This window comes from Streptomyces sp. NPDC019890, from assembly GCF_044903445.1.
Taxonomy (GTDB): Bacteria; Actinomycetota; Actinomycetes; order Streptomycetales; family Streptomycetaceae; genus Streptomyces.
Map to the genome: position 1 here is coordinate 217,865 of NZ_JBJDQK010000003.1, position 23,665 is coordinate 241,529.

Annotated in this window: 23 protein-coding genes and 1 riboswitch; of the genes, 8 read left to right on the forward strand and 15 right to left on the reverse strand. The window is 69.3% G+C overall.

The window, feature by feature from the left end:
* Positions 1–521 precede the first annotated feature (521 nt).
* The 12 genes from ACI2LP_RS09400 to ACI2LP_RS09455 form a co-directional block, all read right to left on the reverse strand.
* A complete protein-coding gene (locus tag ACI2LP_RS09400; protein ID WP_404723924.1) occupies positions 522–1,400 on the reverse strand; it encodes an SRPBCC family protein in 879 nt (292 codons plus the stop codon).
* Positions 1,397–1,714 (reverse strand): ArsR/SmtB family transcription factor, encoded by a 318-nt coding sequence (locus tag ACI2LP_RS09405; protein ID WP_404723925.1) that lies wholly within the window; start codon positions 1,712–1,714, stop codon positions 1,397–1,399. Before ACI2LP_RS09405 ends, ACI2LP_RS09400 begins: the two co-directional genes overlap by 4 nt.
* A 48-nt stretch (positions 1,715–1,762) precedes the next feature.
* The gene (locus ACI2LP_RS09410; RefSeq protein WP_404723926.1) at positions 1,763–2,611 is read right to left on the reverse strand and encodes a thioesterase family protein; all 849 of its coding nucleotides are present in this window, start codon (positions 2,609–2,611) and stop codon (positions 1,763–1,765) included.
* A 100-nt stretch (positions 2,612–2,711) separates the two neighbouring features.
* Positions 2,712–3,371 (reverse strand): trimeric intracellular cation channel family protein, encoded by a 660-nt coding sequence (locus tag ACI2LP_RS09415; protein ID WP_404723927.1) that lies wholly within the window; start codon positions 3,369–3,371, stop codon positions 2,712–2,714.
* A 163-nt stretch (positions 3,372–3,534) separates the two neighbouring features.
* Entirely contained in the window at positions 3,535–4,734 is a 1,200-nt protein-coding gene (locus tag ACI2LP_RS09420; RefSeq protein ID WP_404723928.1) for an ABC transporter ATP-binding protein, read from the reverse strand.
* The gene (locus tag ACI2LP_RS09425; RefSeq protein WP_404723929.1) at positions 4,731–5,852 is read right to left on the reverse strand and encodes an ABC transporter ATP-binding protein; all 1,122 of its coding nucleotides are present in this window, start codon (positions 5,850–5,852) and stop codon (positions 4,731–4,733) included. The genes ACI2LP_RS09420 and ACI2LP_RS09425 overlap by 4 nt, the downstream gene beginning before the upstream one ends.
* The gene (locus ACI2LP_RS09430) at positions 5,849–6,847 is read right to left on the reverse strand and encodes an ABC transporter permease (protein WP_404723930.1); all 999 of its coding nucleotides are present in this window, start codon (positions 6,845–6,847) and stop codon (positions 5,849–5,851) included. Before ACI2LP_RS09430 ends, ACI2LP_RS09425 begins: the two co-directional genes overlap by 4 nt.
* A gap of 130 nt (positions 6,848–6,977) precedes the next feature.
* A complete protein-coding gene (locus tag ACI2LP_RS09435) occupies positions 6,978–8,747 on the reverse strand; it encodes an ABC transporter substrate-binding protein (RefSeq protein WP_404723931.1) in 1,770 nt (589 codons plus the stop codon).
* A 131-nt stretch (positions 8,748–8,878) separates the two neighbouring features.
* Complete coding sequence (locus ACI2LP_RS09440) at positions 8,879–9,883, reverse strand: ABC transporter permease (RefSeq protein WP_404723932.1); 1,005 nt, start codon at positions 9,881–9,883, stop codon at positions 8,879–8,881.
* Between the two features lie 431 nt (positions 9,884–10,314).
* Positions 10,315–11,103, reverse strand: a complete 789-nt coding sequence (locus ACI2LP_RS09445) for an enhanced serine sensitivity protein SseB C-terminal domain-containing protein (RefSeq protein ID WP_404723933.1) — start codon at positions 11,101–11,103, stop codon at positions 10,315–10,317.
* Between the two features lie 67 nt (positions 11,104–11,170).
* Complete coding sequence (locus tag ACI2LP_RS09450; protein ID WP_404723934.1) at positions 11,171–11,941, reverse strand: enhanced serine sensitivity protein SseB; 771 nt, start codon at positions 11,939–11,941, stop codon at positions 11,171–11,173.
* A gap of 111 nt (positions 11,942–12,052) precedes the next feature.
* On the reverse strand, positions 12,053–12,721 hold the full coding sequence (locus tag ACI2LP_RS09455; RefSeq protein ID WP_404723935.1) for an AAA family ATPase: 669 nt from the start codon (positions 12,719–12,721) through the stop codon (positions 12,053–12,055).
* Between the two features lie 183 nt (positions 12,722–12,904).
* Positions 12,905–13,000, forward strand: a riboswitch (glycine riboswitch).
* A 148-nt stretch (positions 13,001–13,148) separates the two neighbouring features.
* Between ACI2LP_RS09455 and gcvT the strand changes: the two genes are divergently transcribed.
* The 5 genes from gcvT to ACI2LP_RS09480 all read left to right on the forward strand — a co-directional run bounded on the left by gcvT (position 13,149) and on the right by ACI2LP_RS09480 (position 18,136).
* Positions 13,149–14,264, forward strand: a complete 1,116-nt coding sequence (gene gcvT, locus ACI2LP_RS09460) for a glycine cleavage system aminomethyltransferase GcvT (RefSeq protein WP_404723936.1) — start codon at positions 13,149–13,151, stop codon at positions 14,262–14,264.
* Between the two features lie 58 nt (positions 14,265–14,322).
* Positions 14,323–14,697 carry a glycine cleavage system protein GcvH gene (gene gcvH, locus ACI2LP_RS09465; RefSeq protein WP_404723937.1) on the forward strand — a complete coding sequence of 125 codons (375 nt, stop codon included), beginning with the start codon at positions 14,323–14,325 and terminating at the stop codon, positions 14,695–14,697.
* Between the two features lie 40 nt (positions 14,698–14,737).
* Positions 14,738–16,012 (forward strand): serine hydroxymethyltransferase, encoded by a 1,275-nt coding sequence (glyA, locus tag ACI2LP_RS09470; RefSeq protein ID WP_404723938.1) that lies wholly within the window; start codon positions 14,738–14,740, stop codon positions 16,010–16,012.
* 126 nt (positions 16,013–16,138) lie between these two features.
* Positions 16,139–17,506, forward strand: a complete 1,368-nt coding sequence (locus tag ACI2LP_RS09475; protein WP_404723939.1) for an L-serine ammonia-lyase — start codon at positions 16,139–16,141, stop codon at positions 17,504–17,506.
* A gap of 246 nt (positions 17,507–17,752) precedes the next feature.
* On the forward strand, positions 17,753–18,136 hold the full coding sequence (locus ACI2LP_RS09480) for an STAS domain-containing protein (RefSeq protein WP_404723940.1): 384 nt from the start codon (positions 17,753–17,755) through the stop codon (positions 18,134–18,136).
* Between the two features lie 81 nt (positions 18,137–18,217).
* On the opposite strand, the gene ACI2LP_RS09485 is transcribed toward ACI2LP_RS09480, so the two are convergent.
* Entirely contained in the window at positions 18,218–18,433 is a 216-nt protein-coding gene (locus tag ACI2LP_RS09485; RefSeq protein ID WP_360881247.1) for an EF-hand domain-containing protein, read from the reverse strand.
* A gap of 145 nt (positions 18,434–18,578) precedes the next feature.
* On the opposite strand from ACI2LP_RS09485, the gene ACI2LP_RS09490 reads away from it, so the two are divergent.
* The 3 genes from ACI2LP_RS09490 to ACI2LP_RS09500 all read left to right on the forward strand — a co-directional run bounded on the left by ACI2LP_RS09490 (position 18,579) and on the right by ACI2LP_RS09500 (position 21,399).
* A complete protein-coding gene (locus ACI2LP_RS09490) occupies positions 18,579–19,217 on the forward strand; it encodes a GNAT family N-acetyltransferase (RefSeq protein ID WP_404723941.1) in 639 nt (212 codons plus the stop codon).
* 210 nt (positions 19,218–19,427) lie between these two features.
* A complete protein-coding gene (locus ACI2LP_RS09495; RefSeq protein WP_404723942.1) occupies positions 19,428–20,228 on the forward strand; it encodes a tRNA-dependent cyclodipeptide synthase in 801 nt (266 codons plus the stop codon).
* On the forward strand, positions 20,203–21,399 hold the full coding sequence (locus ACI2LP_RS09500) for a cytochrome P450 (protein WP_404723943.1): 1,197 nt from the start codon (positions 20,203–20,205) through the stop codon (positions 21,397–21,399). The genes ACI2LP_RS09495 and ACI2LP_RS09500 overlap by 26 nt, the downstream gene beginning before the upstream one ends.
* A 201-nt stretch (positions 21,400–21,600) precedes the next feature.
* Here the strand turns inward: ACI2LP_RS09500 and ACI2LP_RS09505 are convergent, their stop codons facing one another.
* Positions 21,601–22,776, reverse strand: a complete 1,176-nt coding sequence (locus tag ACI2LP_RS09505) for a YncE family protein (RefSeq protein WP_404723944.1) — start codon at positions 22,774–22,776, stop codon at positions 21,601–21,603.
* A 59-nt stretch (positions 22,777–22,835) separates the two neighbouring features.
* On the reverse strand, positions 22,836–23,615 hold the full coding sequence (locus ACI2LP_RS09510; RefSeq protein ID WP_404723945.1) for a polysaccharide deacetylase family protein: 780 nt from the start codon (positions 23,613–23,615) through the stop codon (positions 22,836–22,838).
* Positions 23,616–23,665: the final 50 nt, after the last annotated feature.

Sequence of the window (23,665 nt, forward strand, 5' to 3'; positions counted from 1 at the left end):
GGGGGCCCGGGAATGGGGGTTCTTCCCCCCACCCGCCCGCCCTTGAATGTGGGGGTGCGGGGCACCCCCACCCCCGGGTTGCGGCAGCTTCGCGCCGCGGGGCGTGCGAAGCTCCCAGCCCCGCCGCGGGCGGCAGCTTCGCGCCGCGGGGAGGCACCGGGGGGTACCCCCGCACCTCAGCCCCGCCGTTGCGGTGGCTTCGCGCCGCGAGGAGGCACGGGCGGTACCCTCGCGCCCCCAGCCCCGCCGTTGCGGCAGCTTCGCGCCGCGAGGAGGCACGGGCGGTACCCTCGCGCCCCCAGCCCCGCCGTTGCGGTGGCTTCGCGCCGCGGGGAGGCACAGGGTGCCCACCCCACGCGAGACCCGGGCGCCCGTGCTCTGCCTCTGCCTCGGGCTCGGACTCGGGCTCGGGCTCGGGCTCGGACTCGGGCTCGGACTCGGGCTCGGACTCGGGCTCGGACTCGGGCTCGGACTCGGGCTCGGACGGCGGCTTCCCGTACGCCAGGCCCGAGGCCGCTCCCCTATCCCTTCCGCAGCGTCGCCGCCAGTTCGTCGATGCGCGTCTGCCACGCAGACAGCGTGGCCTCCGCGTCCGACGGCGGAGGAAGCGTCTGGGTCAGGATCAGGCGTGGGCCGTGGCCCGTGCCCCTCGTGAGTTGCCAGCGGACCTCGCCGTCGGCGGGGGACGCGTAGGCCAGCAGGTCCGGGGCATGGAGCTCGGTCACCGGGCCCGGTGGGGTCTCCGGCGTGGTGAAGCCCTCCGGGGCCGGCGCGCCCGCCAACGGCTCCGTGCCCGCGGTCAGTTCGGACCAGACCGTCTCCACGGGGCGTACCAGCTGGCGTTCGAAGCCGATACGGCTGCCATCAGCCATGCGTTCCGCGACGCCACGGCCCAGGTCGAACCGCTCGACGTACGCCTCGTGCAGCTCACCCCCGGTGTCGCGGCGGACGTCGACCTGCTCGCCGTCCAGGTGTTGCGCCAGCGCGGCCATGCACAGATGCCAGCCGGACGCGAAGCTCGCCGCGCCGTACCGGTCGCCGAAGGTGTGGACCAGGGTCAGCAGCGAGCCCTCGCCGTCCGGGGTGATCTCCCAGCGCAGATGGTCCTCGCCCCAGGTGAAGGCGAAGACCCGTGGCTCGTCCGCCTCGGTCACAGTGCCCGTCATCGCCGGTTCGCTGTCGCCGGGGAACAGAAAGCCCATCGCCCCGCCGGGCCCGAGTCCCACGGTCACCTCGGAGGGGAACCACTGGGCGAGATGCACGGGTTGGGTGATCGCGTCCCAGACCCGCTGCGGCGGATGCGCGAGCCGGCGCTCCATCCGCAGCGCGGTCCGGCCGTCCGCCGTGGTGATGGTGTCGGAGTGCTCGGGATGCCCGGAGTACTCGGAGTGCGAGGTCATGAGGACTCGTCCTCCATCGCGTCGAGATGCCGTTCGAGAGCGTCGAGGCGACCGGCCCACAGATGACGGTAGTGCGCCAGCCAGGCGTCGAGTTCCGCGAGCGGCTCGGGCGTCAGCTCGTACCAGCGCCGCTGCGCGTCCCGGCGGACCCGCACAAGACCGGACTCCCGCAACACCCGCAGATGCTTCGAGGTGCCGGGCTGGCTCAGGCCGAGCCGGTCGGTGAGCTCACCGACCAGATGCGGGCGCTCCAGCAGCAGATCGAGGATCTTGCGCCGACTCGGCTCCGCCAGCACGTCGAACGGTATGGGCACACCCTTGAACATACCCAAGCGGTTATATAGCCACAAGGGTACGTAGCCTTAGTCGCGCGGCGCCTTCGCCAGCTGACGCGACTGCGCGACCAGCCGGTCCTCGCTGTCCCAGACCTCCGCGTCCTCCTCCAGAAACCCGCCCGCCAGATTGCGCGTCGTGATCGAGACGCGCAGCGGGCCCGGCGCCGGGCGGCAGCGGATGTGGGTGGTGAGTTCGACCGTCGGCGTCCAGCCCTTCAGGCCCAGCTCGAACGAGGTCGGCGGCAGCGCGTCGACCGTGAGCAGCAGCGAGAAGGGGTCCGCGTCCCGGCCGTCCGCCAGGGAGAACCAGCCGCGCATCTCGCCCTTGCCGGAGGGCGCGCCGACCGCCCAGCCGACCGTCGCCGGGTCGAGCTTGATGTTCAGGCGTTCCGTGATCGCCGAGCTGCCGGGGATCTTCGGCGCGGGCCCGTCGCTCGGCCCGAGGCAGTCCTGGAACGCCGGCATCGCGGGCGGCTTGGCCGTCGTGCGTACGTCGCCGGGGAGCGCGTCCAGGTTTCCGTACGTCGCGAGGACGCGGATGCGCTCGACCTCGGTGCCGTCTTCCGCGTACTGGAAGAGCGAGGCCTGTCCGGTGGAGAGGGTGCGGCCGGTGCGTACGACCTCGGTGCGGATCACCGCGGGGCCCGGCTGGGACGCCGTCAGATAGTGCGCCGAGACCGTGAACGGGTCGGCGTGCGGCAGCGCGTCGCCCAGCGCGCGGCCGAGCAGGGCCAGCAGATAGCCGCCGTTGACGGCGTGGATGATCGTCCAGCCCGCCGAGAGCTCCGCGTCGTAGACGCCCGGTGCGCGCAGGGTGACAGCGGTGTCGCGGTCGAACTCACTGTCCCCGATGGATGCCTGTACTGCCTGTGCCATGGCGGCACGGTACAACAGAAAATTACTGAGCGGTAGCTTTTTGGGGTGTGAGAGCGGACCGGCAGGCGGCGGCTGCGGCTTCGGGCGGCGGTCCGGATTCCTATGCCTCCTCGGCGGCGGAGGAACGGCGGTTCCAGGCGCGGGGCGCGCGCCAGTGGAAGTGCATGGCGAGCAGTCGCAGGACGAAGGCGGTCACCACGGCGAGTCCGCTGGTGGCCGCGTTCAGCACGTCGAAGCGGATGCTGAGGACGACCATCGTGGCGCCGACCATGGCGGGGACGGCGTAAAGGTCGCGGTCCCAGCGCAGCAGCGAGGGCACCTCGTTGGCGAGCACGTCCCGCAGCACACCGCCACCGACGGCGGTGGCGAGGCCGAGGACGGCGGACGAGGTGAGGCTGAGCCCGTACTCGTACGCCTTGGTGGTGCCGGTGACGCAGAACAGCCCGAGACCGGCGGCGTCGAAGACATTGACGCCGTTCTGGATGCGCTCGACCTGCGGGTGCAGGAAAAAGACGAGGACGGTCGCCACGAGGGGCATGAGGAAGTACCCGAGATCGGCGAAGGCGGCCGGAGGGACGGCCCCGATGATCAGGTCACGCAGCAGCCCTCCGCCCAGCGCCGTGGACTCGGCGAGGACGGCGATTCCGAAGACGTCGAAGTTCTTGCGTACGGCGAGCAGTGCGCCGGAGATCGCGAATACGAAGATCCCGGCGAGGTCGAGCGCGTGCTGGACGGAGGGCGTGAACAGTTCAAGGAGCACCGGACGATTGTGCCGGTTCTACGGAGCGGGCTTGCCGCCGAGTGCCTCCGCCGGCGGCCCGGCCGCCCGAACAGCACCGGGTCAGGGCGTGCCCGGCACGGCGCCTCTCCCCAGGAGGCTGGTGTGCCCGACGACGCTCACTGACCCGGCCCTCAACAGGCCCTCAGGCCTTGTCGTCACCGTCCGCGTCAGCGTCGACCTTCGCAAGGTCCGCCGTGGCTGCACCCTCGGCCACCTCGGACGCGGCGTCCGCCGACTCCTCGGACTTCGGTGTCGACGCGACGATGTCGATCGCCTCACGCGCCGACGGCAGCGCCACATCCTCCGGCGCCCGGTCCTCCGCGTTCTCCGGGTGGTGACAGGCCACCTGCTGGCCCGGGCGCAGCGCGATCAGTGGCGGTTCCTGCTTCTTGCAGATCTCTGTCGCCTTCCAGCACCGCGTATGGAACCGGCACCCCGACGGCGGCGAGATCGGCGACGGCACATCGCCCTTCAGCAGGATCCGGTCGCTCTTGCCGCCCCGCCTGCGCGGGTCCGGCACCGGTACCGCCGACAGCAGCGCCTTGGTGTACGGGTGCATCGGCGACTCGTACAACGACTTGCGGTCCGCAAGCTCCACGATCTTGCCGAGGTACATCACCGCGATCCGGTCCGACACATGCCGGATCACCGACAGGTCGTGCGCGATGATCACATACGTCAGGCCCAGCTCGTCCTGGAGGTCGTCCAGCAGGTTCACCACCTGCGCCTGGATCGACACGTCCAGCGCGGAGACCGGCTCGTCCGCGACGACCAGCTTCGGCTTGAGCGCGAGCGCACGCGCGATGCCGATGCGCTGGCGCTGGCCGCCGGAGAACTCGTGCGGATAGCGGTTGTAGTGCTCGGGGTTGAGGCCCACCAGCTCGAGGAGGCGCTGGACCTCCTTCTTGATACCGCCCTCGGGCCGCACCCCCTGCAGCTTGAAGGGCGCGGAGACGATCGTGCCGATCGTGTGCCGCGGGTTCAGCGAGGAGTAAGGGTCCTGGAAGATCATCTGGACGTCACGGCGCAACGGGCGCATCCTGCCGACGCCCAGGTGCGTGATGTCATGGCCCTCGAACTCGATCTTCCCGCCGGTCGGTTCGAGCAGCCGCGTGATCAGCCGGCCCATCGTCGACTTGCCGCAGCCGGACTCGCCCACCACGCCCAGCGTCTCGCCCGGGCGGACGTCGAAGGTCAGCCCGTCGACCGCCTGGACGGCCCCGGCCTGCCGCTGCAGCAGCCCCTTCCTGATGGGGAAGTGCTTGACCAGGCCCTCGACCTTCAGCAGCGCATCGGGCTCGCCGGTCGACTGCTCGGGGATCTTCACTTCGTTCTCGCTCACAGCTTGGGCGCAATCTCTTCGGTCCAGATCCGCGTCCGCTCGTCCTGCGACATGTGGCAGGCGGAGAAGTGCCGGCTGCCGACCTCGCGGAGTTCGGGGCGGACGGTGCGCGTCAGGTTGTCCTTGGGGACATCCGCGTACGGGCACCGCGGGTTGAAGGCACAGCCGTCGGGGATGTTGATCAGGCTGGGCGGGGAGCCCTTGACCGGGATGAGGCGCTCGGTCTGGTCCCGGTCGATCCGCGGCATCGAGCCCAACAGGCCCCAGGTGTAGGGGTGCTGCGGCTCGTAGAAGACCTTGTCGGCCGGACCGCGCTCGATGCACCGGCCGCCGTACATCACCAGGATGTCGTCGGCCAGCTCGGCGACGACGCCCAGGTCGTGGGTGATGATGATGACCGCCGAGCCGAACTCCTTCTGCAGATCCCGGATGAGGTCGAGGATCTGCGCCTGGACGGTCACGTCCAGCGCCGTCGTCGGCTCGTCGGCGATCAGCAGTTCGGGGTTGTTCACGAGCGACATGGCGATCATCGCGCGCTGGCGCATACCGCCGGAGAACTCGTGCGGGTAGTTGTCGACACGCTTGTCGGGCTGCGGGATGCCCACCCGGTCGAGCAGTTCGATCGCCCGCTTGCGAGCGGCCTTCTTGTCGACGTCGTTGTGGACGCGGTACGCCTCCACGATCTGGCGGCCGATCGTGTAGTACGGGTGCAGCGCGGAGAGCGGATCCTGGAAGATCATCGCCATCTGGCGGCCGCGCAGCTTGCGCACCTCGTCCGGGTCGGCGCCGAGGAGTTCCTGGCCGTCGAGCCAGACCTCGCCGGAGATCTGCGCCTTGCGGCGGCCGTACTGACCCGCGGTGTGCAGGCCCATGATGCCGAGCGAGGTGACGGACTTGCCGGAGCCGGACTCGCCGACGATACCGAGGGTCTTGCCCTTCTCCAGCTGGAAGCTGAGGCCGTCGACGGACTTGACCAGGCCGTCGTCGGTGGGGAAGTGGACCTTGAGGTCGCGTACTTCGAGGAAGGCCGTGGGGGCGGGCGAGCCCACCGCGGCGGGCTCGCCGAGCGCGGTGCCGGTCACCGGAAGCTCACCACTGGGCTTGTCGAGGTTGCTCATCCGATCCTCACTCGCGGGTCGATCACGGCGTACAGAAGGTCCACGAGGAGGTTCGCCACACAGATGAACAGGGCCGCGAACAGCGTGACTCCGAGGATCAGCGGAAGATCCTTGGTGTTGATCGAGTCGATCGCGAGCCGGCCCAGACCGGGCAGGTTGTACGTGGACTCGGTCAGGACCGCGCCGCCGAGCAGCGCGCCGAGGTCGAGGCCGAGCAGAGTCAGCACGGGCGTCCAGGTGGAGCGCATCGCGTGCCGTCCGATGACGACCCGCTCCGTGAGGCCCTTGGCGCGGGCCGTACGGATGTAGTCCTCGCCCATGATCTCCAGCATGGTCGCCCGGGTGAGCCGGGCGTACATCGCCGCGTAGAGGAAGGCGAGTGTGATCCACGGCAGGATCAGCGTCTGGAACCACTGTGCCGGGTCCTCGCCGAAGGCCTTGAACTCACCGCTGACCCAGTCCAGCTGGTAGCTGAAGATCGCCAGCGAGAGCAGACCGGTGAAGTAGATGGGAAGCGAGACGCCGGCCAGCGCGACGGTCATCGCGGTCCGGTCCCACAGGGTGCCCCGGCGCAGTGCCGAGACGACGCCGGCGGCGACACCGCCGACGACCCACAGCAGGCAGGCGCCCGCGGCGAGCGACAGGGTGACCGGGATCGCCTCGGTCAGCTGCGGCCAGACCTCCTGCTCGGTGCGGAAGGAGTAGCCGAAGCAGGGAGCAGGGCAGTGGGTGACATCCGCGCCGTTGGTGTAGTCCCGACCGGCGAACAGGCCCTGGACGAAGTGCCAGAACTGCACCAGCACCGGGTCGGAGAGGCCCAGCTTCTGCCGGATTCCCTCGATGGAGGCGGGGTCGGTCTGCTTGCCGGCGAAGAGATACGCCGGGTCGGAACCGGCCCACTTCGGGAGCACGAAGAAGATGACGAAGGTCGTCAGGGTCACGACCAACAGCATCATGGCGACGGCGAACAAACGCCGGATGACATAAGCAAGCACTGTGCGCGGCCCGGCGACGGCCCGGAGAACCCGGATTACGGGTTCCCCGGACCGCCGCCCGAGGCCATCACCTGCCCTTCGGGACTGGCGGGTTGGGCGATGGTGGGGTGTGACTCGTCACGAGTGACGGTTACTTGACGACGCCCAGGGAGACGTAGTCGTAACGGCCGTTGTACGCCGCGGTGGAGTAGGCGTTCGTCAGGTTCGAGCCGCGCCAGGTGAAGTTCTTCTCGTAGATGAACGGCATCTGGACGGCGAGGTCCGCGACAGCGTGGTTCATCTGCTTGTAGATCTCGGCGGCCTTCGCGGGGTCGGTCTCCTTGAGAGCGTCGTCGAAGAACTTGTTGATCTTCGGGTCGTTCGTCTCGGAACCGTTGTAGTTACCGTTCGGCACGATGAAGCGGCCGTCGATCAGCGGCTGCGAGAAGCCCTGACCGGTCGGGAAGTCCGGGCCCCAGCCGGTCATGATCAGTCCGAGACCGCGCTTCTTCACGACGGCCGGCGAACCGGTGATGCTGGAGGACTCGGCGCCGTCGATCGGCTCGACCTCGGCCTTGATGCCGACCGCCTGCAGGGACTGCTGCAGGGCCTCGGCGACCTGGACCTCACCCGGGTTGTTGCTGCGGGCGCTGATGACGGTGGAGAAGCCGGCCGGCTTGCCGCACTTGGCGAGGGCCGCCTTGGCCTTGGCGACGTCGGGCTTGCCGCCGCGCGCCAGGATGCCGTACGGGTCGTAGTCGTCCGAGCCCGCGATGGACTTGGGCAGCATGTTGGTGGCGATGTCGCCACCGGCGTCCGGGCCACCGCGGACCGTCTGCATCGACTTGTAGTCGGCCGCGTAGAGCACGGCCTTGCGGCACTCGACGTTGTCGAACGGCGCGACCTTGGTGGCGATGTCGACGTAGCGGATGAAGCTGGTCGAGATGTTGTCGACGTTGTCCTTGTGCTGCTTGAGCGCCGAGGTACGGCCCGACTGGGACATGCCGGTGGCGTTCAGGTCGAGGTCGTACTCGCCCTTGATGAGCAGCTGGTCGATCGCCTCGATGTTGGAGTTGATCGTGACCGTGATCTTGTCCGGCAGCGCCGGGCGGATCGGGTCGGAGGCCTTCTGCCACTTGTCGTTGCGGACGAGGACAGCGCCCTTCTTGGGCGTGTACGACTCGAACTTGTACGGGCCCGAGGAGAACGGCTTGAGCTGGTACTTGCCCGCCGTGTCCTTCTCCTTCTTCACCGGGGAGCCGGCCGGCATCGCGAGCATCTGCTCGAAGTCACCGTTGGGCGTCGCCAGGTTGAAGACGATGGTCTTGTCGTTCGGCGTCTGGATCGCCTTCAGACCGAGCTTGTCCGGCGTCGTGTCCTTGTAGGGACCCTTGTACTCGGTCTTGGGGTCGAGGACCTGACGCAGGTAGGCGGGACCTCCGGTGATGACGTCCGTGGCCCAGATGCGCTCGATGCCGTACTTGATGTCCTTGGAGGTGATCGGCGTGCCGTCCTCCCAGGTGATCCCGTCGCGCAGCTCGTACGTGTACGTCTTGCCGCCGTTGGAGACCGCACCCTTGGCCTTGGCGAGGTCGGGCACCAGCTCGGCGCCGCCGGCCCCCGGCTTGGGCGCGTAGGAGACCAGCTGGCGCGCGTAGAACCGGGAGAAGTCCCAGGCCATGCCGTAGTACTGGCGCTGCGGGTCGGTGGAGTCGAAGTCCTGCTTGCCGATGAACTTCAGCGTGCCGCCCTTCTTGGCGGACGCGTTGGCAACACCCTTCGTGCCGGCGTTGTACCCGGCGGCCTTGCCGCCGTTGTCGTCCTTGTCGCCGCCACCACATGCCGCTGTGGCCGTGAGCGCGACCACGACGAGCGCCGCTCCGGCGATCCGCCTGGTTCTCGACGAACGTAGGGCTGTCATTGTTCCTGCAACCTCCGGGATAGCGCGGTTCTTGGCTGGACGCCGAGGAACCATCTGGGAGCCGCCTGACGTCTGTGGCAGGGGCACGTTCAGTTGTCTGCGGCCGGACGGCGCCGCGGGGTGAGTGGCCGTCAACGGGTGCCCTTGGGGTCGAGCGCATCGCGCACGCCGTCGCCGAAGAGGTTGAAGGCCAGTACCGTGACGAAGATCGCCAGACCCGGGACGACCATGAACGTCGGGTCTTCCTGGTAGTACTCCACAGCCTTGGAGAGCATCTGCCCCCAGGAGGCCGTGGGCGGCCGCACACCTGCCCCAAGGAAGCTGAGCGCCGCCTCGGTGAGGATGTTCGTGGGGATCATCAGTGTGGTGTAGACGGTGATCGGGGCGACCAGGTTGGGCAGCAACTCCTTGAAGAGCACGTACCGCTGGCCGGCTCCCAGGCTCCGGGCTGCCTCGACGTACTCCTTCTCGCGCAGTGAGAGGGTCTGACCGCGCACGATGCGTCCCACGTACGGCCAGCCGAAGAAGCCGATCACCATGACCAGGACGGCGATACGGACATTGCTGCCGGTGAGGCCGAACAGATCGCTGGGGAGCACGGAGACCAGCGAGATGATGAAGAGCAGCTGCGGGAAGGCCAGCAGCATGTCCATCACCCGGCTGATGATCGCGTCGACCCAGCCGCCGAAGTAGCCGGCGACGATGCCGAAGATGGTCCCGAGCAGTACGGCGACCAGTGCCGCGAGGAAGGCCACCAGGAGCGAGATGCGCGCGCCGTAGACGATGCGACTGAACACATCACGGCCGTTCTGCGGCTCGAGGCCCAGCAGGAAGTCCGAACTGATGCCGCCGAAGGAGCCCTTGGGGGTGCCGAACAGCGGGTCGATCTGGTCCTGGTGGAACTCGTTGGGCGGGTGGCCGAGCAGGCTCACGATCCAGGGCGCGAAGAGCGCCACCAGCACCAGGAAGATGACAACGATGCCGCCCGCCAGTGCCAACTTGTCCCGCTTCAGACGGGTCCAGGCAATCTGCCGGAGCGACCGCCCTTCTACCGACTTCTTGACTTCAGCCGCCGCGACATCGACGGCAGCGGTCTTGTCCGCGTCCGCGCTCGTGTCGTGCAATGGTGCCGTCATCGTGGTGGGGACCCCTCTCGGCCGGAGGTGACCGGCCCGTACCCGCCGCTGTAGCGGCTTTGTTCACAACATGTGGTGCACGTGGAGCTCTGGCACGAGAAGTACGCGTGAAGCGCGCCGTACACAGGGGCGAATATCCCCCTGCTGCGGGAGTCTTCAATGGTCGCGCGATCACGCACCAGCCCCCCCGGGGAATGTTTGCTCAAACGTGATGCACAGTGAGGGTTTCCGTTATACGGACGGAGACAGCGGCTGAGCGGAACGTCATCCGCCACATATCGGGCGAAAGTTGAGTGAGATACCGCTATGCGGACAACAGCGGCTCATTCGATTGCAAGGCGTTCGAGGTCTTGGGCGCACACAATCCCACCCGTTCCTTCACGCACAGCATGGAAGTGTCTCCGGCTCAACGGCCGTGCAGAGAGGTTCCGTCAGCGGCCGTGCAGCGGGGTCCCACCGACCGGGCCGGGGGCCGGTGCACCGGCGTGCGCCTCACGGTCGTAGAAGGGACGGGTGTTGGCCCGCAGCCACATCGTGACCGGGTCGTACTCGTCGGACATCGCGACCGTGGAGACCGGCAGCCCGTCCGGGACCGAGCCGATCGACTGCTGCATCATCGCCCGCACCGCGTCCACGGACTGTCTGCTCGTGTCGTAGAGATCGAGACCGATGGCGAGGTACGGAGCGCCGAGTGCGGGCTGCACCCAGGCGCGGCGCAACGAGCGGACCGCGGGGGTGCGGTGGGCGTTCTGCGAGAGCAGGGCATAGAAATGCGGGATGTCGATGGCCGGTTCGGACAGCCGCAGGGGTCCGGCGGGCATCCGGTCGAGGCCGGTCGCGATCCGGCGCAGATCCAGCCAGGGGATGCCCACACCGCCGCCGGGGGCGTGCGGGTTCAGCCAGATCCCCCAGCGCTCGGGGTACAGGGCGCGGGCGACGTCGGGGCCGCTGATCACTTCGTGGGCGCGGTTCCAGCCGGAGACGGCGAGTTCCTGCGCGGAGGTGACGCATGGCGCGTAACCCACGCCGTCGACCTCCATGTTCCCGTACTGGGCGTCGGGCGAGCCGGCCCGGCCGTGCCAGAGCAGCATCCAGAGCCTGCCGCTCGCCGGGTCGGCGAGCGCGTGCAGCAGCGCCTCGTACGCGTCATAGCGTCCGGGTGTCACCTGGCGCAGCATGTGCTCGACCTGCCCCGCCGCCGCGGTGCCTGACGCACTCACCCTGGGTTCCGCCCCTCTTCGATCGACCATTCCAGCTTAAACGGCAGTCCTGACACCGACTTGACGACTACACGTGCTGTCGTTGGTAGAAGGGCCGCAGCCGCTCAAGCATCCACTCTCCGACAGGGTCCTGCGCCACATCCAGAAGTACGAGATTGACGGGCCAGCACACCTGTGCCCGGCCCAGCGCCCGGCCGAGCGCGTCCATGGGGGCGTTGCGGTCCGCGCCCTCCCATGAGGACAGCTGGACGCCGATGAACAGGGTGGGCGGATCGCCCTCGACGGAGGCGAGGGCACGGCGGGCGGTGAGGACGACACCGGAGGCCTCGAACTCACCGGCCGCGGCGGCGAGGAAGTCGACCGGCTCCTCCTGCCAGTCCGGCTCGAAGAGCCGCACCCGGCCGCCTGTCGCGGGCCCGTCCAGCACAGTGCGTCCCACCCGGCACAACTCGGCGACGGCGGGCGGCGGCAGCGGGGCGCCGACGGCGCCGCCCGGGTTCACCGCGATGCCGAGCTGCGGGGGCAGCCCCCGGGCGAATTCGCGGGCGGGGGCGACGGTGAAGGGCATATGGCTGCCGACGCATGCCATGAACTGCTGCTCGGAGCTGTAGACAGGGACGTACGCGGCGCCCTCGATGTCCATCGTGGGCAGGTCGAGGTCGGGGCTGTCGGGGCTGCCCCCGTTGGGCAGCGGCACCCAGACGTGGCTGCGGCCGAGCACCTCGACGAGACGGCCGCCGGCCGAGGCGTTGCCGAGGGATGCGCCGAGCACCTCTTCGAGCTCGTTCGCCGGCCAGCCGCCGTACGGATGCGGATGGGCCTGCTCCGGTGTGTGCATGTGCGTCCTTCTCCCCCGGCTTTCTCCGGTCTTGCGCCACCGACCCTAGCGCCGCGACCGCGCGGCACGCAGTCGGGCCCGAATGGTGGCCACGAGAAGCCGCGCACCGCACTACGACTCCTCGAAGCCCACCCGCGTCAGCGCCGCCGCCGCGTCCCGGTCCAGCAGGACGGCCGAAGCGCAGCCCGCGGGCAGCCGCCCGGCCTCCGCGTCGCGGATCAGCCGGCCCACCGCCCGCCTGTGCCGGGCGAAGGCATAGCCGGAGACCCCGCGGCCGCGCTCGCGCTGGCCATCCCTGGCCACGGCGGGCGTGACGTCGAGCAGCACCAGATGGAGGCCGCTGCCGCGGCGGCGCGCCTCCCGGGCCAGCCAGCGCCGCACCCAGGCCTGGGTGCCGCAGTCGTGCACGACCACGCCCAGACCCGAACGGAGCGCGCGCCGCAGTCCCGCGTAGTGGGCGATCCGCACCAGTGGGCGGTAGGCGGCGTACGGCAGCAGCCGCGGCATCCACCCGTCCCAGCGGTCCCGGGTGTCCTGCGAGTCGATCCCCCTGCCGCTCGCCGCGTGCCTGATCAGCGTGGACTTTCCGCTGCCCGGCAGGCCGGAGACGACCACGACATCACCGGCGGCGAAGCGCAGGGTGCGCGGACTGCGCCCCGAGCGGTCCCTCAGGTCGCGCAGCACGGGCACGGGCGTCCTGGAAAGCTCCCGCACGGGCGCGTCCTGCTGGACGGACACCCCCGCGGTCGTCACGTATGCACCGGACCGCTGCAACGTCATCGCCCTCCCCTGTCTCGGGTCACCCTCAACCCTTGCCCATGAAGTGTAAAGAATCGGTAATGTGGCACAACCGTTTTGGAGCTGAGGACTGCCTGTGAAGTGCGGCTGCCCGGATCGGGGCCGGACACCCCACATGGCGACGATGCGTGCAATGATGTGCCCGCAAACTGCATACAGGCCGCTTGAATCCGCGCGGGAGAGTCCTGGCCACTGTGTGCCGGGCGCCGAAGGAGCAAGTTCCTCCCTTGAATCTCTCAGGCCCCGTACCGCGTGTGATGAGGCAGATCTGAAAAGCGAGCCGCTGTCGAGTGGCTCCACCCAAGGTGCAAGTCACGACCACCACTACGTGCGGTCGAGACGAACCTCTCAGGTTCCGATGACAGATGGGGAGGATTGTCCTCGCCGGCCTGCCCTGGGAGCCATATCTATGAGCCACGCCCCCCGTCTCACCGCCCTCGATGCCCTGCACCGTTCGCTGGGTGCGACCATGACCGACTTCGCGGGCTGGGACATGCCGCTGCGGTACGGCAGTGAGCGCGACGAGCACAACGCCGTACGCACCAAGGCCGGTCTCTTCGATCTCTCGCACATGGGCGAGATCACCGTCACCGGACCGCAGGCCGCGGGCCTCCTCGACTACGCGCTGGTGGGCAACATCGGCTCCGTCGCCGTCGGCCGCGCGCGCTACACCATGATCTGTCAGCAGGACGGCGGGATCGTCGACGACCTGATCGTCTACCGCCTCGGCGAGACCGAGTACATGGTCGTCGCCAACGCGGGCAACGCGCAGATCGTCCTGGACTCGCTGACCGAGCGCGCCGTCGGCTTCGACGCCGAAGTGCGCGACGACCGTGACGCGTACGCGCTGATCGCCGTCCAGGGCCCTCAGTCCCCCGGCATCCTGAAGTCGCTCACCGACGCCGACCTGGACGGTCTCAAGTACTACGCGGGACTGCCCGGCACGGTCGCCGGCGTCCCGGCGCTGATCGCCCGCACCGGCTACACCGGCGAGGACGGCTTCGAGCTCTTCGTCGAGCCGCAGCACGCCGAGAAGCTCTGGCAGGCACTGACCGAGGCGGGCGCCCCGGTGGGCCTCATCCCCTGCGGGCTCTCCTGCCGCGACACGCTGCGCCTGGAGGCGGGCATGCCGCTGTACGGGCATGAGCTGACCACCGCGCTGACCCCCTTCGACGCAGGCCTCGGCCGGGTCGTGAAGTTCGAGAAGGCGGGGGACTTCGTCGGACGGGACGCGCTCAGCGCCGCGGCCGAGCGCGCGGAGACCAACCCGCCGCGCAAGCTCGTCGGCCTGATCGCCGAAGGCCGCCGGGTTCCCCGCGCCGGCATGAACGTGGTCGCCGACGGCCAGGTGATCGGCGAGGTCACCTCCGGCGCTCCGTCCCCCACGCTCGGCAAGCCGATCGCCATCGCGTATGTGGACGCGGCGCACGCCGCCCCGGGCACCCCCGGCGTCGGCATCGACATCCGCGGCACGCACGAGCCGTACGAGGTCGTGGCGCTGCCGTTCTACAAGCGCCAGAAGTGACACTGCGCACCGAGCCATCGTTCATCAGCACTCCCCCGCATACAGGAGAATTCAGGTCATGAGCAACCCCCAGCAGCTGCGCTACAGCAAGGAGCACGAGTGGCTGTCGGCCGCCGATGACGGCGTGTCGACGGTCGGCATCACGGAGCACGCGGCAAACGCGCTCGGCGATGTGGTGTACGTACAGCTCCCGGAGGTCGGTGACACCGTGACCGCGGGCGAGACCTGCGGCGAGCTGGAGTCGACCAAGTCCGTCAGCGACCTGTACTCGCCGGTCAGCGGCGAGGTCGTCGAGGCGAACCAGGACGTCGTGGACGACCCGTCGCTGGTGAACTCCGCACCGTTCGAGGGCGGCTGGCTCTTCAAGGTGCGTGTCGCACAGGAGCCGAAGGACCTGCTCTCCGCGGACGAGTACACCGAGTTCGCCGGCTGACCACGTTTCACCGGCTGACCACGACCCTAGGGATCGCCTGATGTCGCTTCTCAACACCCCTCTCCATGAGCTGGACCCGGACGTCGCCGCCGCTGTCGACGCCGAGCTCCACCGCCAGCAGTCCACCCTCGAGATGATCGCCTCGGAGAACTTCGCTCCGGTCGCGGTCATGGAGGCCCAGGGCTCCGTCCTCACCAACAAGTACGCAGAGGGCTACCCGGGCCGTCGCTACTACGGCGGCTGCGAGCACGTCGATGTCGTCGAGCAGATCGCCATCGACCGCATCAAGGCCCTCTTCGGCGCCGAGCACGCCAACGTCCAGCCGCACTCGGGCGCCCAGGCGAACGCGGCCGCGATGTTCGCGCTGCTCAAGCCGGGCGACACGATCATGGGCCTGAACCTCGCCCACGGTGGTCATCTGACCCACGGCATGAAGATCAACTTCTCCGGCAAGCTGTACAACGTGGTCGCGTACCACGTGGACAGCGAGACCGGCCAGGTCGACATGGCCGAGGTCGAGCGGCTCGCCAAGGAGTCCCGTCCGAAGCTGATCGTGGCCGGCTGGTCCGCGTACCCGCGTCAGCTGGACTTCGCGGCCTTCCGCCGGATCGCGGACGAGGTCGGCGCGTATCTGATGGTCGACATGGCCCACTTCGCGGGTCTGGTCGCCGCGGGTCTGCACCCCAACCCCGTACCGCACGCCCATGTCGTGACCACGACCACCCACAAGACCCTCGGCGGTCCGCGCGGCGGTGTCATCCTGTCGACGCAGGAGCTCGCCAAGAAGATCAACTCTGCGGTCTTCCCGGGTCAGCAGGGCGGTCCGCTGGAGCATGTGATCGCGGCGAAGGCGGTCTCCTTCAAGGTCGCGGCCTCCGACGACTTCAAGGAGCGCCAGCAGCGCACGCTGGACGGCGCGCGGATCCTCGCCGAGCGTCTGGTCCAGGCCGATGTGACCGAGCACGGCGTCTCGGTCCTGTCGGGCGGCACGGACGTGCACCTGGTCCTGGTCGACCTGCGCAACTCCGAGCTGGACGGCCAGCAGGCCGAGGACCGGCTCCACGAGGTGGGCATCACGGTCAACCGCAACGCCATCCCGAACGACCCGCGGCCGCCGATGGTCACCTCGGGTCTGCGGATCGGCACCCCGGCGCTGGCCACCCGCGGCTTCCAGGACGAGGACTTCCGCGAGGTCGCGGACATCATCGCCGAGGCGCTGAAGGCGCCCTCTCCCTTCGGGGGGGCCGACGCGGAGGCGCTGCGCGCCCGGGTCACCGCCCTGGCCGCGAAGCACCCGCTTTACCCTGGGCTGTAACCGCCCGAAGCAAAACAAACGGGGCACCGCGCACACTGGACAGTGCGCGCGGTGCCCCGCACCGCGCACTGCCCTCTGCACCACCCGGCAGACAACGACGTCTACCAACCCCGCTAGGAGTTCTCCGTGGCCATCTCGGTCTTCGACCTGTTCTCGATCGGCATCGGCCCGTCCAGCTCCCATACGGTGGGGCCGATGCGCGCCGCCCGTATGTTTGCGCGGCGACTCAAGAACGAGGGCCTGCTGGCCCACACCACCGCGATACGCGCCGAGCTCTTCGGCTCCCTGGGCGCGACGGGCCACGGCCACGGCACCCCGAAGGCCGTCCTGCTCGGGCTCGAGGGCAATTCCCCGCGTACGGTCGACGTCGAGAGCGCCGACGAGCAGGTGGAGCGGATCAAGCAGCGAGGACGCATCAACGTCCTCGGCATGCACGAGATCGACTTCGACTTCGACAAGAACCTGATCCTGCACCGCCGCAAGGCGCTGCCGTACCACGCCAACGGGATGACGGTCTTCGCGTTCGACGCCAAGGGCGAGACGGTCCTGGAGAAGACGTACTACTCGGTGGGCGGCGGCTTCGTCGTCGACGAGGACGCCGTCGGCGAGGACCGGATCGTGCTCGACGACACCGTGCTGAAGTACCCCTTCCGCACCGGCGACGAGCTGCTGCGGATGGCCAAGGACACCGGCCTGTCCATCTCCGCCCTGATGCTGGAGAACGAGAAGGCCTGGCGCTCCGAGGACGAGATCCGCGAAGGGCTCCTGGAGATCTGGCGGGTCATGCAGGCCTGTGTCTCGCGCGGCATGTCCCGCGAGGGCATCCTGCCCGGCGGCCTCAAGGTCCGCCGCCGTGCCGCGAACTCCGCGCGCCAGCTGCGCGCCGAGGGCGACCCGCTGGCCCGCGCCATGGAGTGGATCACTCTGTATGCGATGGCCGTGAACGAGGAGAACGCCGCGGGCGGGCGCGTCGTGACCGCCCCCACCAACGGCGCCGCGGGCATCATCCCGGCGGTGCTGCACTACTACATGAACTTCGTGCCCGGCGCCGACGAGGAGGGCGTGGTCCGCTTCCTGCTCGCGGCGGGCGCGATCGGCATGCTCTTCAAGGAGAACGCCTCGATCTCCGGCGCCGAGGTCGGCTGCCAGGGCGAGGTCGGCTCCGCCTGTTCAATGGCCGCGGGCGCACTCGCGGAGGTGCTCGGCGGCACCCCCGAGCAGGTCGAGAACGCCGCCGAGATCGGCATGGAGCACAACCTCGGGCTGACCTGTGACCCGGTCGGCGGCCTGGTCCAGATCCCGTGCATCGAGCGCAACGGCATGGCGGCGGTGAAGGCCGTGACGGCGGCGAGGATGGCGATGCGCGGGGACGGCAGCCACAAGGTCTCGCTGGACAAGGTCATCAAGACGATGAAGGACACGGGCGCGGACATGTCCGTGAAGTACAAGGAGACCGCGCGCGGCGGTCTCGCGGTGAACATCATCGAGTGCTGAGACCCCGGCGGCCGGGCTCGGCGGGGCAGCCCCTGGGTTCGGAGCAGGTCGGCGGTGATCGTCACCGCCGGCCAAGCCCTCGGCCGGTCAAGCCAGTTCACTGGAATTCACCCGCACGGGGGAGCCTCAGGAGCTCCGAACGTTTTTTCTCCTCCGCGCCCCCGGCGCCTCGCACTAATGTCGGGGCCTGTTCACCCAGGCTCCCGGCCGACAGACCCAAGCCCGCCGCATCAAGGAGGCACAGCCATGACCGAGGGGCTGACTTCGAGCTCGTACGACTTACGCGCGCGCCTTCCGGGGCCGTACGGCCGCGTCTACCGCAGCAGTACCCGTACCGTCGTCGAGCTGCACGGTGAGATCGACATCGCCGCGGCCACGCTGATCGGCGCGTATCTGGACGTCGTCACCGCCAGCGAGCACGAAGTGGTGGTCGATCTGACGCATGTGGCGTTCTTCGACTGCTCCGGCCTTGCGCTGCTGTGCCGGGCGCGGCGGCGCACCCGCGAGAACGGCGGGCGGATGTGGGTGGTGTGCGGCGGGCCGGCGGTCCTGCGGGTGTTCCGCGCAGGCGGGGTGCTGGAGGCGTTCGGCACGCTGCCGACACTGGAGGCGGCGCTTGCGGCTGACTGAGCGGCCGCAGCGCCGTCGTTCCCCGGCGGGCCGGGGGGCCTCCCCCAGAGCCTTCGGGCCCGGGAGGGGTCCCCAGGTGGATCAGGCCTTGTTCAGCGAGTCCCAGAACTCCTCGAACGTCAGCTGACCGTCGCCGTTCGCGTCCTTCGTCTTGATCACTGCCTCGGCGACCGTCTCGGTGACATGGAAGTCGCCCAGCTGCGCCATCACGCTCTTGTACTCCGCCGCCGTGATCAGGCCGTCGCCGTTCAGGTCGTAGCGCTCGAACGCCCTGCGCGCCTCTTCGATGTCCGCCACTGCTTCCGCCCCTTCTTCGTGCATTACTGACTGGGTCAGATTATCGGCCCACGCTCCGCTCACCCGCATGCACCCGCCTTACGTCCTCAGGGGAGAGACCTGGGCCTCCGCGGGTGGAGACTCATGAGGAGAAAGGGACACGGAAATGAGCGAGGCACTGGCGCGGATCCTGGCAGCCGCGGCCGCCGGGGAGTTCCCGCCCGCGGACGGCTGTACGACGGTGATCGAGCAGCCGAACGCCCGCGACGCCGGTGTACTGGCCCTCACCGCACACTCAGTGATCTTCACGGACGAGGATCCGGAGTGGGTACGGGCCGAGCTCGCCGCGACCGACTCCGACCGGCTGGCCGCCGCGATGAACCCGTCGTTCCTGGCCGCCATGCTGGCCCGCACCGGCCGCTCCATGAACACCATCGACCTGGTGACGGTCGCCCCGGCGCTGCCCGGCCGGCCCGAGCTCGAACTGCGTGAGATCGAGGACCCGGATCACCCGCGGGTGGCGCGTGCCATGAAGTACCGCGACGGCGTACGGGTGTGGGCCGCCGACGGCGGTGTGGTGATCCTCGGCCGGGGCGTGGCCGGCCGGTGGGAGACCGCGATCGAGGTGGACGAACAGGCGCGCGGCCGAGGTCTCGGCCTGGCGCTGGCGACGGCTGCCCGTCATCTGGTGCCGGACTCGGTGCTGTGGGCCCAGCAGTCGCCCGGCAACGCCCGCAGCGTGCGGACCTTCCAGGCGGCGGGCTTCCGGCCGGTGGGCTCGGAGGCACTGTTCATGGCCGGCTGATCACGGCCGGCTGACAGATGCCGACTGAGAGGGCTTCAACTATCCTTCCGCAGAGCGGAAGTTGATTTTCGGTCCCGCTGGAATCGCTTCTCGCCAAATCCCCGGTGGACCTTCGTCACTCTCCGCCGCACGGCGTTAACTTCTTGGCGTCGCCGCCACACCAGGAGCACAGGGCTCCCAGGGACAAGCGGCGCAAGGGTGATGTCAACAGTGACGATCACAACCGACTCATTCACGGTCCGGCCCTTCACCCGTACCTGTCACTTCATTTGGGACGAAGGCGACCATGTCCTGATCGGGGTTTCCCCGGGGAACAGCTATTTCTCCGCAGCGCGCATAACAGAACTCGCGCGCTGGGCGTCCCCGCGCTTCACCGCGGTGGATTTCGTGTATGCCGATCTGCATGTGGCGGCCCTCTTCACGGCGCTCGGGCACGCTCCCGAGCAGGCGGCCCGGCGTGCGACCAAGGAGCTCAAGGCCGTAAGGAGGCGGATCCTGGCCGGAGTTGAGGCGGCCGGGCCGCCGGGCCGGCAGATCGGGGTGCGGGCGCTGTCGGAATTCTCGGACGATCCCGTTTATGCGCTGCTGCACCGGCGCGTACAGCATTTCCTCGCCACGGACACGGACGAGGATTTCCGCAAGAGCTGCGACCGGATGGTCCAGCAGTTTCTGGCGCCCAAACTGGCCGCCGGGGAATCCGTCACGCCGGAACAGCGGTCCGCCTGCCTCGACTACATCGCGGCCGAACTCCCCTTCTTCCTCGACACCCCGGGGATTCTCGGCGTCCCTTCCTCCGTCTCCTGCTACCACGCGCTGATGCCGCTGACGGAACTTCTCTTCGGAAAGGGTGGCGGACTGCGGGCGGCCCGCAATCAGGCCTACGCGGTCGTGCGGCCCGAGGTGTCCGAAGCGCCTGAAGCACCTCAAACCTCGAACGCACCCGGAGCACCCGAAGCACCCGAAGCACCCGAAAGGAGCGCAGCCGATGACAGCCGAGCACGAGCAGCTTGACTTCCCGTTCTCCCGGCGGGGCGACGTGCTCCCCGCGGAGTGCGCCCTGCTGCGCGAGAAGGAGCCGGTGGCCAAGGTGCGCACCATCACCGGCGACAGCGCCTGGCTGGTGAGCAGTTACCGACTGGCCAAACAGGTCCTTGAGGACGAGCGGTTCAGCCTCAAGGACACCGCCACCCCCGGAGTGCCACGCCAGTATGCGCTGACGATCCCGCCCGAGGTCGTCAACAACATGGGGAACATCAACAGCGTCGGGCTGCGCGGCGCGGTGATGAGGGCACTGAGTCCCCGGGCCGACGACGGGCTGCACGACTGGCTGCGCGGCCAGGCGGACGCGCTCATCGACAGGCTGCTCACCGAGGGCCCGCCGGTCGATCTGCGCGCCGGTTTCGCCGACCCGTTCTCGGCCGCGCTGCACTGCAAGGTGATCGGGGTCCCGTTCCGGGACTGGCGGCGGCTGATGTCGGGCCTGGACATCGCCTTCATGACCAGCGCCCGACCCTTCGACGGCGCGGGCCTGAACTGGTACAAGGACCTCGACTACATGGTCGAGCGGCTGAACGCGCCCGAGGCCGAACGCTCGGGTCTGCTGGGCCGGTTGGCGGCCCTGCGCGAGCACGAGGAGTCGGCGCATCTGACCGACGAGATGCTCGCCACCGTCGCCGTGTCGCTGTTCGGCGCGGGCGCGGTCTCCACGTCCGCCTTCCTGGTGCTTGCCGTGCTCGCGCTGCTCCAGCGCCCCGAGCTGATCGGCTATCTGCGCGAGCACCCGGAGCGGATGGGGCCCGCCGTCGACGAACTGCTGCGCTGGAACCTGTCGATCGGCGACGGACTGCCCCGGCTCGCCCTCGCCGACGTGCAGCTCGGCGATGTCCTGGTCCGCAAGGGCGAGTTGGTGCTTGTCCTGGTGGAGGGGGCGAACTTCGACCCGGAGGTCTTCGAGGACCCCGACCGTCTGGACCTGGGGCGGGAGCGCAATCCGCATCTGTCCTTCGGGGGCGGCCGCCATTTCTGTCCGGCCTCGGCGCTGGGACGGCTGTATGCCGAGACGGCGCTGGCCGCGCTGGTCGACCGGCTGCCGCGGTTGCGGCTCGCGGTGCCGGACGATCAGCTGGTGTGGCGTACGGGGTTCATCAAACGACTGCCGGAGAGGCTGCCGGTGCTGTGGTGAACGGGGTCCCGTAACTGGGGGCAAGCCCCCAGCCCCCGCGCACCGGCTTCGCGGCGCGGCCCGCAGGGCGTAGGGGGAGTGTCCTCAAGCGCCGGACGGGCTTGATTTCCGCCGGTCGGCCTGCGCGTTCAGGCTGACCGGCGGGAAATTCAAGCCCGTCCGGCGCTTGAGGCGCGGGGGCCAGGGCGGGACCCCGGCGCGCTAGCGGAAGACGCCCGTGTGGCCCAGCGAGTACCGCCCCGGCTGTGGATAGACCGCGAGGCCGTGCGGGCCGCTGCCCACCGGGATGCGCGCCAGCTGCCTGCCGGTCGTCGTGTCGATCGCGTACACCTCCGCGTCGTAACGCCCCGACAGCCACAGCACCTTGCCGTCCGCCGACACACCGCCCATGTCGGGGCTGCCGCCGTCCGGCAGCCACCACTTGTCGGTCAGCCTGTCCTGCGCGAAGTCGAAGATCGAGATGGATCCCTCGCCACGGTTGGAGATGTACATCACCCTGGAGTCCCGGCTGATGTAGAGCCCGTGGCACCCCTTGCCGGTGGGCAGCAGCATGGGCGTGGTGAACTTCTCGCCGTCGAGCACCCACACACCGTGCGCCATCATGTCGGCGATGTAGAAGGTCTTGCCGTCCGGGGAGATCTTGACGTCCTGCGGCATCGCGCCGTGGAAGGGCAGTTTCTGCTGGCCGATGACCTCCATCGTCTCCGTGTCGACCTTGAGCAGTTCGCCGGAGAACTCGCAGGAGACGACGAAGTACTTGCCGTCGGCGGAGAAGTCCGTGTGGTTGACGCCGTAGCAGGAGACCGGGGTGACCTTGAGAGGGCTCATGGTGTGCGGGTCGCGGAAGACGAGTTCACGGTCCAGCGATGCCATGACGATGGCGTACTTGCCGTTGGGCGTGAAGTAGAGGTTGTACGGGTCGTGCACCTCGACCGGCTTGCCCGCGATCCCGGTGGCCGGGTCGATCGGAGTGAGCGTATGGCCGCGGTTGTTGTTGACCCAGAGCGTCTTCATGTCCCAGGACGGGACGACGTGCTGCGGCTGGACACCGACCGGGATCGTCTCGATGACCTTGTACGTCGTGGGGTCGATGACCGAGACGGAGTTGGAGTTGGTGTTGGGGACGTACACCCGCGACGGGAAGTCCCGGACCACCGGCGAGAGTTGACCCGCCCGGTCCGCGGCGTAGATGTCCTTCGGGTCGAGCACCGGAGGCATGCCGGGCAGTCCGGCCGGGGCGGCCTTCCTGGGCCTGTCGGGCGGCACCGCGGCCTTGGTGTCGAGCGCCTCCGTCCTGGCCGGAGGTGAGCTGCAGCCCGCGAGGAGAGCGAGCAGTGCGCCGGCGAACAGCGCGGCGGCCCGCGTTGTTCTCCTCATGGCGATTCTCCTGGCGGTCCGCCGGGTTGTCCTCTTGGCAAGGGGATTCGTCGGGTGCATCAGCTCAGCAGCTCCGTGGTGGTGACCGCGCGCAGCCCGCGGCGGTGGAGGTCGTCGAGGATGGCGGGCAGCGCGGCGACCGTGTCCGCATGGCCGAAGTGCAGGCTCACGACCGATCCGCGCTGGATCTGCCCGGTGACATTGCCGATGACGGCTGCGGCGCCGGGTGAGGTGAAGTCGAGGGAGTCGACGTCGTACGAGAGGACGTGCGGGTAGCCCGCCCGGGCGGCGAGTCTGGTGACGAGCCAGGTCGCGTCCTTCGCACGGGAGGGGCGGAACCAGGTGCCGACGGAGCCGGTGAGCCGGCGCAGTCTTTCGGCACAGTCGATGATCTCGGCGTATGCCTCGGTCTCCGGCATCGTCGAAACGGCCAGATGGCGCTGGGTGTGATTGCCGAGGTCATGGCCGCCGTCGAGGATCCGGCGGGCGATCCCGGGGTACTGGTCGAGCCAGCTGCCGACGGCGAGCACGGTGATGCGGGCATCGGCCCGTTCGGCCTCGGCGAGCAGGGCCTGGGCGATGGCCGGGTCACCCTGGCCGTGGAAGGTCAGGGCCACCCGGTCGCGCTCTCGCGGGCCGTGGGTGATCTGGGCGGGCTGTCCGGGAAAGCGGCGGGGGGCGGGTGCCGGGCGGGCTGTACGGGCGGGCCGGGACGGCGGGGGCGCGGCGGAACGGGACGGCGGGGCGGGACCGCTGCCGGTGCAGCCCGAGGCGAGGGCGCCCGCGGCGACGGCTCCCGCTCCGGCGCGCAGTGCGCCGCGGCGGTCGATCGGGGTCACGGGAAAGCACAGTAGGGGCGAAGTGGGCCAAATATAACGATTGACACAAT

Coding starts and splice junctions, on each gene's coding strand:
- gcvH (WP_404723937.1), top strand. CDS start 14,323: ATGAGCAACCCCCAGCAGCTGCGCTACAGCAAGGAGCACGAGTGGCTG.
- ACI2LP_RS09505 (WP_404723944.1), bottom strand. CDS start 22,776: ATGAGGAGAACAACGCGGGCCGCCGCGCTGTTCGCCGGCGCACTGCTC.
- ACI2LP_RS09400 (WP_404723924.1), bottom strand. CDS start 1,400: ATGACCTCGCACTCCGAGTACTCCGGGCATCCCGAGCACTCCGACACC.
- gcvT (WP_404723936.1), top strand. CDS start 13,149: ATGAGCCACGCCCCCCGTCTCACCGCCCTCGATGCCCTGCACCGTTCG.
- ACI2LP_RS09410 (WP_404723926.1), bottom strand. CDS start 2,611: ATGGCACAGGCAGTACAGGCATCCATCGGGGACAGTGAGTTCGACCGC.
- ACI2LP_RS09500 (WP_404723943.1), top strand. CDS start 20,203: ATGACAGCCGAGCACGAGCAGCTTGACTTCCCGTTCTCCCGGCGGGGC.
- ACI2LP_RS09490 (WP_404723941.1), top strand. CDS start 18,579: ATGAGCGAGGCACTGGCGCGGATCCTGGCAGCCGCGGCCGCCGGGGAG.
- ACI2LP_RS09450 (WP_404723934.1), bottom strand. CDS start 11,941: ATGCACACACCGGAGCAGGCCCATCCGCATCCGTACGGCGGCTGGCCG.
- ACI2LP_RS09440 (WP_404723932.1), bottom strand. CDS start 9,883: ATGACGGCACCATTGCACGACACGAGCGCGGACGCGGACAAGACCGCT.
- glyA (WP_404723938.1), top strand. CDS start 14,738: ATGTCGCTTCTCAACACCCCTCTCCATGAGCTGGACCCGGACGTCGCC.
- ACI2LP_RS09435 (WP_404723931.1), bottom strand. CDS start 8,747: ATGACAGCCCTACGTTCGTCGAGAACCAGGCGGATCGCCGGAGCGGCG.
- ACI2LP_RS09480 (WP_404723940.1), top strand. CDS start 17,753: ATGACCGAGGGGCTGACTTCGAGCTCGTACGACTTACGCGCGCGCCTT.
- ACI2LP_RS09425 (WP_404723929.1), bottom strand. CDS start 5,852: ATGAGCAACCTCGACAAGCCCAGTGGTGAGCTTCCGGTGACCGGCACC.
- ACI2LP_RS09455 (WP_404723935.1), bottom strand. CDS start 12,721: ATGACGTTGCAGCGGTCCGGTGCATACGTGACGACCGCGGGGGTGTCC.